The organism is Hyalangium gracile (genome assembly GCF_020103725.1).
GTDB lineage: Bacteria > Myxococcota > Myxococcia > Myxococcales > Myxococcaceae > Hyalangium > Hyalangium gracile.
Window position 1 is genome coordinate 133,739 of record NZ_JAHXBG010000004.1, and the last position, 13,308, is coordinate 147,046.

The 13,308-nt window shown below is 71.7% G+C and carries 8 protein-coding genes; 5 read left to right on the top strand and 3 right to left on the bottom strand.

Going from position 1 to position 13,308, the window contains the following annotated elements:
• The first annotated feature begins 2 nt into the window (after positions 1–2).
• From KY572_RS09455 to KY572_RS09465, 3 genes are read left to right on the top strand one after another with little or no spacing between them, the layout of a single operon-like run.
• Complete coding sequence (locus KY572_RS09455; protein ID WP_224242213.1) at positions 3–1,184, top strand: porin; 1,182 nt, start codon at positions 3–5, stop codon at positions 1,182–1,184.
• Positions 1,184–2,863 carry a dTMP kinase gene (locus KY572_RS09460; protein ID WP_224242214.1) on the top strand — a complete coding sequence of 560 codons (1,680 nt, stop codon included), beginning with the start codon at positions 1,184–1,186 and terminating at the stop codon, positions 2,861–2,863. The genes KY572_RS09455 and KY572_RS09460 overlap by 1 nt, the downstream gene beginning before the upstream one ends.
• Positions 2,850–3,518 carry a DUF4956 domain-containing protein gene (locus tag KY572_RS09465; RefSeq protein ID WP_224242215.1) on the top strand — a complete coding sequence of 223 codons (669 nt, stop codon included), beginning with the start codon at positions 2,850–2,852 and terminating at the stop codon, positions 3,516–3,518. Before KY572_RS09460 ends, KY572_RS09465 begins: the two co-directional genes overlap by 14 nt.
• Positions 3,519–3,575: 57 nt before the next feature.
• Here KY572_RS09465 and KY572_RS48090 read toward each other — a convergent pair whose 3' ends face one another.
• The gene (locus KY572_RS48090; protein ID WP_224242216.1) at positions 3,576–4,799 is read right to left on the bottom strand and encodes a protein kinase domain-containing protein; all 1,224 of its coding nucleotides are present in this window, start codon (positions 4,797–4,799) and stop codon (positions 3,576–3,578) included.
• A 680-nt stretch (positions 4,800–5,479) separates the two neighbouring features.
• On the opposite strand from KY572_RS48090, the gene KY572_RS09475 reads away from it, so the two are divergent.
• Together KY572_RS09475 and KY572_RS09480 are read left to right on the top strand one after the other, a co-directional pair.
• Positions 5,480–6,283, top strand: a complete 804-nt coding sequence (locus KY572_RS09475) for an alpha/beta fold hydrolase (protein WP_224242217.1) — start codon at positions 5,480–5,482, stop codon at positions 6,281–6,283.
• Complete coding sequence (locus KY572_RS09480) at positions 6,280–8,781, top strand: hybrid sensor histidine kinase/response regulator (protein WP_224242218.1); 2,502 nt, start codon at positions 6,280–6,282, stop codon at positions 8,779–8,781. The genes KY572_RS09475 and KY572_RS09480 overlap by 4 nt, the downstream gene beginning before the upstream one ends.
• Before the next feature lie 243 nt (positions 8,782–9,024).
• Here KY572_RS09480 and KY572_RS09485 read toward each other — a convergent pair whose 3' ends face one another.
• Both KY572_RS09485 and KY572_RS09490 read right to left on the bottom strand, forming a co-directional pair.
• The gene (locus tag KY572_RS09485; RefSeq protein WP_224242219.1) at positions 9,025–11,925 is read right to left on the bottom strand and encodes a GspE/PulE/PilB domain-containing protein; all 2,901 of its coding nucleotides are present in this window, start codon (positions 11,923–11,925) and stop codon (positions 9,025–9,027) included.
• A 52-nt stretch (positions 11,926–11,977) separates the two neighbouring features.
• Complete coding sequence (locus KY572_RS09490) at positions 11,978–13,285, bottom strand: RDD family protein (protein ID WP_224242220.1); 1,308 nt, start codon at positions 13,283–13,285, stop codon at positions 11,978–11,980.
• Positions 13,286–13,308: the final 23 nt, after the last annotated feature.

A 13,308-nucleotide genomic window follows, 5' to 3' on the forward strand; every position in this document is an offset into this window, starting at 1 on the left:
TTGTGTCCCCCCACCGTGAGCCTCCGCGGACGCTGGCGAGCGGGTGCCTGCTCCTGGTCGCGTTGCTCCTCGTGGGCCGCTCCGCCTCCGCCCAGGCTCCGGCCCCCGAGCCGTCCGCGGCGTCAGCGCCCGCGAGCACGCCCGAGGCCTCGACCGACTCCGACGACTCCTCCTCGTCCGACGCGGGCGGGGAGGCGATCGTGATCGCCACTCCGGCCGGTACGGTGGTGGTGGGAGGCCGTCTCGATGTGCGGGAGAACCTCGAGCACCCCGAGGACGGCATCTGGGCGGGGGAGCTCACCGTCCCCACCTCGCGCGTCGAGGTCACCTACCGCTGGAAGAAGCGCCTGCGCGCCGTGGTGGAGTTCGATGTCCGAGCCGAGCTGAAGGATGTCTTCGTCTGGCTGAAGATCGCCAACGGCTTCTCCACTCGGGCCGGGCGCTTCAAGATGCCCCTCTCGCTGGTGGAGCTCGAGTCGGCCACGCGGCTCCCGGTCGTCCGGCGCGGACTGGTCCGCGACGTGCTGGATGACGCCCTGGGGCTCAGCGGCCGCAGCCCAGGAGCCCAGCTCGAGTGGAAGTGCGCGCGCTGCACGCACGAGCTGCGGTTCCAGGCGGGGGTGTGGCAGACGCGGGAGCCGGACGGCAAGGTCGCGCTCGAGCGAGGACTCGGGCTGATGCCGGCGCTCCGGGGCACGTGGGAGCTCGGTCCCGTGGTGGTGGGGGCCTCCGCGCTGTTTCAGCCCCAGGGTGCCAGCTCCGGAGGAGACCAGAGCAGCTGGCTCGCCGCGCTGGACGTGAGGCACTCGCTCGCGCTGGCCTCGGGCGGGCTGCGCACCTGGGCCGAGGTGATCACGGGGCGTGCGCCTCTCACGGGCGGAACCGGGAACCTGCTTACGGGCAGGGTGGTGAGCGCGTGGCGCCTGGGTGGAACGGAGGCGGGCGGGATGTACCTCGAGCCCTTCGTGATGCTCTCGGCGATGGATCCGGACCGGGACCAGGACGCGGACCTGATGTGGGAGAGCGCGCTGGGCCTCAACGTCGGGCAGTGGCAGCGGTGGCGCCTGCAGACGCAGTTCGAGGTTCGCAAGGTGGGCACGGGTGTCTCCGCGGCGCTCGAGTCCCTGGAAGACAGTCTCGCCTCGCGGCGGGCCCTGTTGGTGCAGCTGGAGGTGGGCTTCTGATGTTGATCGTTTTCGAAGGAATCGATGGCTCGGGCAAGACGACGCTCTCCAACCGGGTGGCCCAGGAGCTGCGTCAGGCGGGCCTCCGGGTCCGCCACGTCCGCGAGGGTGGGACGCTCGCTTCCCCCGTCTCGGAGGGGCTGCGGCGCTTCACGAGGGATCCCGCCAACCTGGCGCTCACGCCCACGGCGGAGCTGCTGCTCTATGCCGCGCGTGAGGCCCAGCTCCTGGAAGAGGTGACGCGCCCGGCCCTGGCGGAGTTCGAGGTCGTCATCACCGATCGCTTCTTCTACACCGCCGAGGTGCTCGCGCGGTGGGGCCGAGGCCTGTCCGAGCAGGTGGTGCGCCCGGTGCTCGACGCATGCGCGCGCGGCCTGGTCCCTGACCGTGTGTTCCTCATGGATGTGGATCCGGCGCTGGCTCGGGCTCGCCGCCGCATCTCGAAGATTCTCACGCCGAAGACCGGCTCACCCTCGCGGAAGGGGCTGGCGGGAGCAGGGCTGCAGGTGCGGCTGCGCTCGGGCTATCGGGCGCTGGCCGCCGAGTCCCCCGAGCGGTGGCGCCTCCTGGAGAACTCCGGAGTCCCCCTGGAGACGCTCGTCCGCCAGGTGACCCAGGAGATCCTCCAGGCCCAGGCGGGAGCCGCGCTCTCGGTCCAGACTGCGCGTCCCGCTCCGCCGCCCGCGCGGTCCGTGGGAGAAGCCCGCGCCAGCTTCCTTCGCCAGATCGATCTCTGGAGGGAGGAGGAGCCCACGCTGGCCGCGTACTTCCTGTCGGGGATGGAGGGGGGGGACATGGCGGAGCGTAGGAAGGCCCTCGCCCCGCGCTGCCCGGAGCTGGCGGCGTACAGCCTCGCCAGCCTCGCGGATGCGGCCTCCTGGGAGCTCCGGCGGCAGCTCGCGGATGGGGCCCCGAGCCATGTCCTGGGCTCCCTGCGGAACGCGGCGGCGGACACGCCTGAGGCATGGGAGCTGCGAGAGCGGCTGATCGCCCAGGCCCCCAAGGCCGTCGCCGAGTCCCTGGAGCTGTTGGACTCGGAGCAGGCGTGGCGGATGCGCGAGCGCCTCTACTTCGCCGCCTCGGAGAGCGTGATTGCCTCCCTGACAGGGATCGACAGTGAGCGCGCCTGGACCGAGCGATGGCGCTGGCTCACGGACGCCGGAGGAGAAGAGGCGCTGGGCCTGGAGCCGGTGGCGCGCACGGCCTGCCGCTCCATCCGCGGGCTCGACAGCGAGCAGGCCTGGGCGTGGCGTCAGCGGGCGTGGGCCATCGCTCCGGACGCGGTGCTCCGCTCGGTGGCGGGGCTCACGAGCCCCCGGGCCTGGGAGCTTCGCGAGCAGCATGTGGCACGCGCTCCCCGGGCCGTCCTGAGCACCCTCGATGGGCTGGACGAGCCCCGGGCCTGGGCACTGCGCGAGTCCTTCGGCGCGCAGTGCGAGGAGGTGCTGGACTCCATGTGGGGCCTGGAGGGAGCCGCCGCGTGGGGGCTGCGCACGGCACTGGCGGACTCCTGGCCCTCGGCCACCGTGAGGAGCCTGGGCCCGCTGCTCCAGACGCCTCGCGGGCGCGCCCTGGCCGAGCGGCTGCTGGCGAGCCACCCTCGAGACTTCGCCCTGCTGCGCCAGGCGGCGCGCGGCGCACCCGATACCTCCCGAGGAGCCCTCCATGCCACCGCTTGAGTCCGTGCTGCAGGACCTCAATGTCGGCGACTCCAGGCTCGACGTCGTGTCGCTCCTGATGCGCTTCACCCTGGCCCTGGTGCTCGGAGCAATCCTGGCCTACCGCCCGTGGCGCAAGCTGATGCCCAACGCTCCGCCGCTCATCTCCGAGACGGCCCAGACGCAGGTGCTGGTCGCCGTGGCCGGGGCGCTGATGACGACGGTCATCGGCGACAGCGTGTCCCGCGCCTTCAGCCTGGTGGGGCTTGGAGGCTTCATCCGCTTCCGCTCGGGCATCAAGGACCCGCGAGACGCGGCGGCCATGTTCGTGATGATCGGCGTGGGGATGGGTTGCGGGCTGGGAGCCGCCTCCGTGGCGCTGTGCGCGGCCGCGTTCTTCGGCTGCGTGCTGCTGGTGCTGGACGCGACCAGCAAGGGGCGCATGGAGGTGGTGAGGCTGTCGCTGGGGCTCGAGAACCTGAGCGCGGCCCTGGCTCCCTTGAAGGCGCTGCACCCGGCGGCCCGCTTCGTCTCGCTGGAGCAGTCCTCGGACTCATCCGGAGGTACGGCGGTGGTGGAGCTCGCGGTGCCGGCCCGGACGGACGGATTGGCGTTGCTGGAGGGGCTGCGCTCCCACCTCCCGGGAGTCCAGCGCGCCTCCATCGACCCGGATTGACGGTGTCTTCCATCGCGCTGGCAGAGGCGCTCAGGAGGTTGGCGTGCGACACCAGGTTCATCGCGGCTCCTCCGAAGCGGGTGCGCGAGGGTTGGTGAACGAAGGGACGACACACTTGCCGTCGTACTCGTAGCCAGACGCATCGCACGGGGGCTTCTTGGCGAGCACGGCCCAACAGGCCCCGTGCACAGCCACCTCGGACGTGAGGTCACAAGGAGGTTTCCTCTGCCCGGGGCGCGGGGTCCTGGGCACGGCAAGCCCGATAGCGGACACCGGCATGCCGATGTGCGGCACGTCTACCGCGGATGCCAGTGCCTCCTCTCCCACGCCTGCGTCAGGAGCCTCGGGAGATGGAGACTCACGAACATGCTCCGTGAGGAGAGGAGGGCTCTCCGGGGAGACCGCAGGGCCTGGCGTCCCGTCCCAGAGCTTCGATGCGGCCACCACCAGCAGTCCACCCACCACGACCGTAGCGGACGCAGAGAGCCAACCGGGGACTTCCCGCCAACGAGGAGGGCCTGGGTTGCGAGCCTTCTCCGTGGGTGCGGCGGCTGGCGACGGGGTGATGAGCTTCGTTGCCGCGGGCTCCTCGGCAGCGGCGGAGAGTGCATGGGCCAGTGAAGCGGCGGGGGGACGCTCCGCTGGAACTTCGCTGAGCATGGTCATCAGAAGTTGCTCGAGCCCCGGGGAAACCGTTGCGAGATCGCTTGGCGGGAGGACCCGACGCGAAGGTCCACTGTTCTCCGTGGGCTGTGGCGGATAGGTTCTGGTGCTCAGCCTGTAGGCGGTCACTCCAAGGGCGTAGATGTCGTCGGCAGGTCTTGCTTCATAGGTGGCGCCGTCCCTTCGGTGAGCCCATGCCCACCGCAGGGCTTCTGGGCTGCGGTAGATTGAAGTGCCAGGAGGAAGGGCGCTGTCGGTGAGCGTCCTGGCACCTGGATAGGTGCAGCAGCCCAGATCGAGAAGGGTTGCGTTGCCCTGCGCCCCCACCAACACATTGTCCCCCTTCACGTCCCGGTGGAGTGCTCCGTGCCTGTGAAGCTCAGCCAGCGCCAGGGCAAGCTGAGCCAGCACGTTCAGCACCTGGCAGGAGTTGGGCGTGTGCCTGCGCGCCCACTCGTAGATCAGGGCGCAGTCGCCACTGCGGTGAGGCTCGGCCGCGAGGACACTGCGGAAGACGGTGCCAAAGGAGCCGCTCGCGGCTGTCTCCAGCACTCTCCATGGGCCAATCAGCGCGCCATGGGCAGGGGAGTGAGGGGCTGACGAAGTGCGAGGCAGCATGGCGGACCTCCTGACGAGTAGGGCGAGGAGCACCCTACTTCGCGCGGTGGGTGTCCTGCCACCGTGGGGCTGTTGGCTGCTCTGCCTGCGAGCTACGTCTTCATGCGCTCAGTGGAGAGGAAACAGCTTCGGGAAATTGGCTAAAGGTGAAGGCTTCAACCTCCGTGGCGAGGTCCGTCTGCCGCCATCCAGTTCGCAGAAGCGATGCGACGACCATTCTGCGTCGCTCCCGCTGCTCAGTTGTCGGTTCGTACGAAGGAGAGCCCAGGTCGACCGCCCTTCCGAGCATTCAACTCTCTCCGTGATAAAAGTCTCAAGCCTGCCATGGACCTCTGCGAGAAGCGATTGACCGGCTGAGAGCACACGCTCGCACGCTTGCGTCAAGATATGTCCATAGGCGGGTTGCTGCGCATCGAGGTATCGCTTCTTGATGTCTGCAATGGCGCGCAGGCGCCTGCGCTTGAGGGCAACGTCATGCCCAATGAGCCACCCCAGGATAGCCGCGGTGGCCCCTACAACCGGATTGACCAAGAACCCAATCAGGCCCCCCAGAGCCCTTCCACAGGAGCCTGCCGGACCTCTCTTGCTCCTTCCGCAGCCCGAACTTTCGCAAGCGGGGTAGGTGGCTGGGCGGCGTGTGGGAGGTCGTGGTAGCTTCCAAGCCTCTGGGGGCGCGCTCCGTGTCCAAGGCGGCAATCCAACGCAACAACGTCCAGGTGCTGGGGCGCGGCCAGGACGTTCTCGTGTTCGCCCATGGCTTCGGGACCGACCAGACCGCTTGGAAGCATCAGGTCCGGGCCTTCGAGGAGACCCATCGCATCGTCCTGTTCGACCATGTGGGCGCCGGCGGCTCCGACATCCGCGCGTATAGCTCCTACCGCTACTCGGGCATGGAGAGCTACGCGTCGGATCTGCTCGAGGTGCTCGACGCGGTGAACGCCCGGGACATCTTCTACGTCGGGCACTCCATGGGCTGCATGGTGGGCCTGCTCGCGGGGCTGGCTCGCCCCTCGCTGTTCCGCGCCATGGTCTTCATCGGCGCCTCCCCGTGCTACTTCAACTCTCCGGGCTACGTCGGCGGGTTCGAGCGCGCGGACATCGACGCCCTCTATGAGGCCATGGAGAGTCACTTCGAGGTCTGGGCCAGCGGCTTCTCTCGCATGGTCGCCGGCCCCTCGGCCCTGCCCGAGGTGGCCGAGACATTCGCTCGAGGGCTCCTGTCGCTCCGTCCCGACATCGCCATCGGCATAGCCCGCCTCGCCTTCGAGACGGACCTGCGCGCCCAGGTGCCCCGGCTCTCGCTGCCCACCTGGGTGCTCCAGCCCCAGAATGACTTCGCCGTCCCTGTCGCCGTGGGGCACTACCTCGCCGAGCACCTGCCCCGAGGCCACCTCGAGCTCGTGCCCAACCAGGGGCACCTGCCTCACATGAGCGCTCCCGGCGAGATCAACGCCCTCCTCGCCGCCGTCCTGGCCGCCGTATGAGACCCAAACCTCCCGCGCTCCCGGTCGTGGACGCGAGCCTGGGCTCGCTGCCGCCCGCCTCGTCCGTGGGTGACGTGATGGTGGCCGCCGTGGCGGCCCTGGCGCCCCGCGATGGCAAGCACCTGGAGCGGCTCCTCGAGGTGGCCCGAGGCGTCTGCGGCGCGGACATGGTCCTGGCCTTGCGCCGCATCGATGCCGTCACCGTCTTCGAGCTCGCGGGCACTCCCCATCCGCGCCTGCCTGCCCTGGACGAGTCCATCTTCCGCGGCACGCTGGGCGCCACCGGCTGCTTCTTCTTCGAGCCCGGGCAGACGGCCGAGAGCGTCCCCGAGGCCCTCCAGGGCGCCACCGCCCTCGTGCCCTGGGAGTCAGTGGAAGCCCGGCAGGGGGCCATCCTCATCGTCCGCGCGGGCACCCGGGCCTTCTCCGCTTCGGAGCGACAGGTCCTCGAGGCCCTGGCGGCGCTGCTCAGCACCGTGGCCCGCGAGTGTGACCTGGAGCGCGCGACGGCCACGCTGCGCGTCCGCGTGGATGCCATCACCCATGCGCTGCCCTGCGGGCTCATCTTCCTGGACCAGAACCACGCCGAGGCCTGGATCAACGGCCTGGCCGCGGCGCTGCTCGGCCTCTCCGAGGGACAGGTGCCTCCCCACGAGGTGGCCCTCTCCATGGCCGCGCTCCGCGAGCGCACCTCGAACCGCGAGGAGATCGACGCGCAGCTGGCTCAGCTGTTCCGTGGCGGCCAGCAGGAAATACGGGACATCCTCTGGCGCTTCCCGTCTCCCGGCCGTGTCTTCTCCGTCTCGTGCGTGCGCGCGAACCTGGGGCCGGCGCGGGGGCGGCTCTGGGTCTTCCTGGACGTCACCGAGTCCCAGCACATGCTCGCCTCGCTGGCGGAGAAGAACCTGGCCCTCGAGGCGGCCCGCAGCGAGGCGGATGCGGCCAACACGGCCAAGTCCCAGTTCCTGGCCAACATGAGCCATGAGATACGCACGCCCATGAATGGCGTGCTCGGCGCCGCCCGGCTGCTGAAGGAGACTCCCCTGACGGAGCACCAGCGGGAGTACGCGGAGCTGATCCACACCAGCGGCGACTCGCTCCTGACGATCATCAACGACATCCTCGACTTCTCGAAGATCGAGGCCGGGGCGCTGGAGCTCGAGGTCCACCCGTTCTCCCTGCACCAGCTCGTCGACGAGTGCGTCAGCCTCCTGGCCCTCCAGGCCTCGGAGAAGGGGCTGTCCCTGCGTCACGAGGTGGATCCCCGCGTCCCCTCATCCCTCATGGGAGACAAGGCGCGGCTGCGGCAGATCCTCGTCAACCTGCTGGGCAACGCCGTCAAGTTCACCCAGAGCGGTGGCGTCGACGTCCAGATTTCCCGCGTGGACGAAGGCGGTGGGGAGTCGCCCTCCGCCGTGCGCCTGCGCATCACCGTGCGGGACACGGGCATCGGCATCTCCCCCGAGCGCATGGACCGGCTCTTCCGCTCGTTCAGCCAGGTGGACGCCTCCACGAGCCGCCACTACGGCGGCACGGGCCTGGGGCTCGCCATCAGCCAGCGGCTCGCCGGGTTGATGGGCGGCTCCATCCGCGTGGAGAGCACCGTGGGCAAGGGCTCGACGTTCACGCTCGATGTCTCACTGGAGCGCAGCGAGGAGGCCGCCGTCGAGGCGCATGAGGCGCTGGACTCCTCCCTGGGCGTCCGCAACCCCCTGCGCGTCCTGCTGGCGGAGGACAATCCCATCAACCAGAAGGTCACCCAGCACCTGTTCCAGCGCCTCGGCTACGAGGCCCAGGTGGTGGGCAGCGGGCAGGAGGCGCTCGCGGCGCTGGAGGCCGCCGCGTACGACGTCGTCTTCATGGACCTGCACATGCCTCACATGGATGGGCTGAAGGCCTCGGAGTTGGTGCGCGCCGATCCACGGCGCTACGGGCGACCGCGCATCATCGCCATGACGGCGAGCGCCCTGCGCGGTGATAGGGAGCGCTGCATCCGGGCGGGGATGGATGACTACCTGACCAAGCCCGTGGAGCCGGTGCGGCTCGTCGCGGCCCTGGAGAAGGCTCATGCCGCCAAGGTGGGCGGTCCTTCCGAGCCGATGGCGGAGTCGGAGCCCCTGGCAGAGGAGCGCCCTCGAGACGCGGCCGCTCTCCCTGCCTTCGAGGCGGTGGCCCTCCAGCGGTTGGGGCAGCTGGTCAGCGATGACCGGGCCAAGCTCGGCATGCTGGTCGGCTCCTTCCTGAGCAACTCCCTCCGCCACGTGGAGGCGATGCGCCAGGCCCTCTCGGAAGGGGCCCTGCAGACGTTGGCGGAGCACGCCCACAGCCTTCGCTCGAGCTCGGCGCTCTTTGGCGCCCGTCGGCTGTCGTTCCTGTGCGAGGAGCTGGAGCGGCTGGCTCCCCTGGGAGTGTCGGAACAGGTGACGCACCTGCAGGAGTCCGCGGAGCGGGCGTATGCCGAGGCCCGCCAGGCTCTCGAGGCCGCCATCTCCGCCTGAGTCATTCCGAGGAGGCTCTTGCACCCTGGAGGCAGGCGCCCGTGCCAGGGGGACTGCCTGGCCAGGGAGGTGCCCTGTGCGGCGGAGCGGAGCCGAACTGGTATGACAGGCAGACCAGTTCGGCCAGTGTCCGGCGGGAGGGCGGGCCGGGCGCGGGTACGGACCCGGGCCCTGGGCCCGTTTCAGGTGGCGAAGCCTCTTCGCGAGTCGTGAAACGCCTTCTTCGGACCTACCCGTCGCACGTCAGAGTGCGCCGAGCCTGCGAGCCCGGGCCGGATCCACGGCGGCGGCTTCCCAGCGGCGCACGGCGGCCTCGCGCTCGGCCTCGGCCGCATCCGCGTAGTAGCCCAGGGTGTCGTTGAGGGCGCGGCTGAGCTCCTCGATGGCCGCCAGGCGCACGTCCAGCTCCTTGTGCCGCAGCGCCGCCACGAGCCAGTCCGCCCGCCGGCGCGTGCGGTTCTCCGCCCACCACGCCGTCCACTGGCGCGGCTGCAGGCCGAAGGTGGCGCGGGTGATCTCCCGCAGCGCCTCGGCCGCGGCCTGGGCGCACATCTCGTCGTCGCTGCCGGTCAGGTTGATGAGGCCCTCGATGGCCTCCCGGTCATGCAGCGCGCCCAGCGCACGCGCCGCCAGCGAGCGCCGCAGCGGGTCGCGGTTGGCCAGCTCCTGGCGCAAGTCGCGCATCGCCGCGTCGAAGCGGGGCAGGTGCTTGAGCGCCGAGGCCGTCACGCGCGCCGCGCTGGAGATGTCCGGCTCGAGATCGAACAGGCCGCGCAGCACCCCGTCCACCAGCTCCACGTAGGGCAGGTTGCCGGCGGTCAGCAGCGCGAAGTAGCGCGTGTCCGGATCGCCCGAGTCCAGCAGGGGCGCCAGCATCTGCGCCGCGGGACGACCCAGCCGGGACAGCGCCGCGGGGATGGGACCCAGCTCGTCCGCCTCGGGCAGCTCCACCACGGGCAGGCGGCTCCAGGCCGTGGGGCCGGGGAAGTTCGCGGCGAGCACTCGCGCGCTGGCCTCGGGCGTGCGGGCCAGCTCCGCCATCGCGCTGGCGCGCTGGGCGGCGTCCGGGCCCGTGAGGCGCTTGATGAGCGGCGCGAAGTCCGGAGGCGGGCGCTCCTCGCTCATCACCTGCGGCGGCATCGTCGCGGCGCGGCCCAGCGTGCCACTGGCGCGGCCGAAGAACGGGCTCCACCCCAGGCCCGCCACCGCCGCGGGCGAGGGCACCGCCGTGCCGAACGTGGGCGTGGCCTCGGGGGGCTCCGTGGTGCCGCGCAGCTCCGTCACGCGCTGCTTGCGGAAGAGGATGAGCTCCTGGAAGGCGCTCGGCAGGTCCTGGCAGAAGAGGATGAAGTCCGACAGGCGGCGCTGGCTGATGGGCTTCTGGCCGCAGTCGCCGTACACCAGCGCCACGAGCCGGCCGCGCACCTCCACCGGGTAGAGGAAGACGGTGCGCGGCACCTGCCGGCCGAACAGCTCCACGTAGTGCTTGCTGAGCGCGTCCGGCGGCAGCGGACCGGCATAGCTGCCACGGGTGACGGCCACGGTGCGGAAGACGCTGCTGGCGTCGAGCGGGATGGACACCTGCGAGAGCGGCTCGCCCGTCATGCCATCGCCGCGCGCCTCCCAGCCTCCCGCCGCGCCGCGGAGGATGGCGAACGCGGCCACATAGTCGAACGTGCGGCGGCCGAAGCGCAGGGCCACGTCGATGAGGCGATCCCTGTCCCGGGTCGCGTCCTTCAGCGCGGCGCGCGCCTGGGCCAGCGTCCAGTCCGGCACGTCCTGGCCAGGGGCCGGCGCGGCGGGCTTCGGAGGCTGAGCCTGAGGCGCCCCGGGAGCCAGCGAGGTGATGGGGACGGGCGTGGCCACCGGAGGCCCACCCGCCGGTGCCGCTGGAGCCGAGGGAGCCGTGGGAGTCCCCGCGCGAGCCTGGGCCGCGGCGGGCCTGGGCCCTTGCGCCGCGGAGGCCGTGGGCGCCGTCGGAGCGGGGAGGGGGAAGTCCGGCTGGGTCGGCGTCCGGCGCGCGGGAGGAACGGCCGGCGCGGGATTGCTGAAGACGAGGAACTGCGGCTCCTTGGGAATGACGGGAGCGGGCGCGGGCGTGGGCGCGGAGCGCTGCGGCGGATTCGAGGCGCCGGGTTGCACCGGGGGCGTGGGCGGCGTGGCGGCCCCGGCGGGCGGAGCCGGAGGCCGCTGAGCGACCGGAGCCTGGGGGGCCGGCATGTTGAGGCGCAGCGGCTCCCGTGTGTAGGCCGGAGGCGGTACGGAGGCGGCAGCAGGGGGCTGCGCGGCCGGGCGCGTGTTCGCCTGCGCCTGCGAAGGAGCCTGTGGAGCCTTGGCCTGGGCGGGAGCCTGAGGCGGGGCGGGAGCCTGGGGCGCGGCGCTCGCCGGGGCACTGGCCGGCATGTTGAGGCGCAGCGGCGCCCGGGTATAGGCCGGGGGCGGAACCGAGCTGGCCGCGGGCGGCGCGGGCGCAGGCGCGGCGGCGGCCGGGGCGCTCTCGTTCTTCTTCCCATCGATGGGAAGCGGCTCCGCGGCCACCGAGCGCGCCAGCCTCTCCACCATGGCGGGCGTGAGCGAGCCTTCGTCGTCCTCCAGGGCCTCGGGCGGAGGCGGTGGAGGACCCGAGGGCGCGGCCGCCGCGGCGGGTGCGGGCGCTGGAGCCGGCGCCGCGGGCTTTCCGTTGAGGATGGCGATGAGGTTGGCGAAGCGCTCGGGCAGCGGCTGCTTGTAGACGGCGGCCACCCACTCGCGGACTCGCGCCTCGGTGGCCACCCAGAGCTCCAGGGGCTTTCCGAGGAGGAACCCCACCTCGTCCAGCTCCTTGCGCGGCACCGGGAAGCCGCACGCCACATGGAGCGTGTTGCCGTCGAGCGACAGCGGCACCACGCACAGCCGCTCGGCGATCTTCGGAGGGATGAAGGTGGCGACCTCGGCGTTGGGCTCGAAGTCCGCCAGGTTCACCGGACGGAAGCCGGAGGCCTCGCCCAGCAGCGCGAGCAGGTCGGCCTCATGCAGCTTCCCCGTCTCCAGCAGCGCGGTGTCGATCAGCCCGCCGCGCGCCTGCTGCTGGCGCAAGGCGGCATCCACCGTCTCCTGGGGGAGGAGGCCGCGCGCAACCAGGAGCTGGGCGAGTCGGGCAGGCATGGGAGCCGCGGCATCTTACGGCCACGGCCGCAAGGCACAATGACGGTGTGGATCAGCTCGGTTGAATGACGAAGGTGGACGTCAGCTTGTCATGAAGCGTCTGGCCGCGCCTGTCGAACAGCGCCATCCAGAACCCCCCCAGGAACAGCCCGAAGGAGAGGACGGAGAGCAGCGCCCGGATGATGGCGCGTGTAGGCGCGGGAGCCACGCCGTGGGTGTCCACGAGCCGCAGCCCCAGCAGGAGCCGGCCGAGCGTCCGTCCGTTCCACAGAAAGGCCGCCACGGCGCAATACACCGTCGCCAGCACCAGCAACAGGATGATACCGGGCAGCAGCACCGACTTCAGCGCGTGCAGCCACGCGGCCACCGAGTCCAGCTCGGTGAGCCCCTGGGAGGACGGGGCCTTCACCCCCGCGATGGACGAGGCCAGGGTGATGTAGAGGAAGGCCACGCCCACCAGGGCGGCCGTGTCGATGGTGAAGGAGAGCAGCCGGCGCCAGAGCGAGGCCGGGCGCGCGTGGAGCTCCTGCACTCCCGAGTCGGCCTTGGCCACGCCGCTGGTCCGGGCGCGCGGCTGCGCCTCCGGAGCGACGGTGGGGTGGGGAAGGCGCGGCGTCAGCTGCTCGTCTCCGGAGAGCGCTCCCGGAGCGGGAGGCACGGGCAGCCGCGAGGGCGGCGAGAACGTCACCACCGAGACGGGAGCGGGGTGCTGACGGGAGCCCGTGCCGGGCTCGGCCGCCAGGGGTGGAGCGTGCGAGGGCTCGGAGGGCGTGGGCAGCTCCGCCCGCTGCGCCGGGCTCGCCATGGCCGAGCGGGACTCCGAGGCCGGCGGGGGCGCGAAGGGCGGATGCCCGGGAGCGGTCGAATCCGGATCATCGGACACCGGCTGCGCCGGGGGCGCCGAGGCCTGGACTCCGGGGCGCGGCACGGGTGGCGGGGCCGCGGCGGCCTGAGGCGCCGGGGAAGGCACGGGGAGCCGCTGCGGCGGAGGCATGGCCTGGGCCGCCGGCATCGGCGGTGGCACCGGGAGCCGCTGGGCGGGAGGCTGCGGCGCCACCTGGGCCTGGGAGCCGAGCGGCGGCGTCTGGGTGCGAGGCGCCGGAGCCGCGGCGGGACGGGCGGGTGTCATCCCCGGGGGCGTCATCGGGCCGCGCGCCAGGTCCGCGAAGCTGGGGACGGCGGGCTCGGTGACGGCCGGGGTGCGCTCCGGAGTCTTCCGCCTGTCGATGTGGATGTCCTTGTCGAGCAGGCTGGGCACGGCGGTATGGCCCGGCAGCGTGTCGGCGGCGGCAGCGGCGGCGCAAGCGGGGCACTCGCCCACGGGCGGCAGGGCGGCTCCGCATTTCAGGCACTTGGACAACGGTTCCTCCAGGCAGCGGCGGC

Bases quoted from the DNA above. Each gene is read 5' to 3' on its own strand.
- KY572_RS09460 (WP_224242214.1), top strand. From the start codon at position 1,184: ATGTTGATCGTTTTCGAAGGAATCGATGGCTCGGGCAAGACGACGCTC.
- KY572_RS09465 (WP_224242215.1), top strand. From the start codon at position 2,850: ATGCCACCGCTTGAGTCCGTGCTGCAGGACCTCAATGTCGGCGACTCC.
- KY572_RS48090 (WP_224242216.1), bottom strand. From the start codon at position 4,799: ATGCTGCCTCGCACTTCGTCAGCCCCTCACTCCCCTGCCCATGGCGCG.
- KY572_RS09480 (WP_224242218.1), top strand. From the start codon at position 6,280: ATGAGACCCAAACCTCCCGCGCTCCCGGTCGTGGACGCGAGCCTGGGC.
- KY572_RS09485 (WP_224242219.1), bottom strand. From the start codon at position 11,925: ATGCCTGCCCGACTCGCCCAGCTCCTGGTTGCGCGCGGCCTCCTCCCC.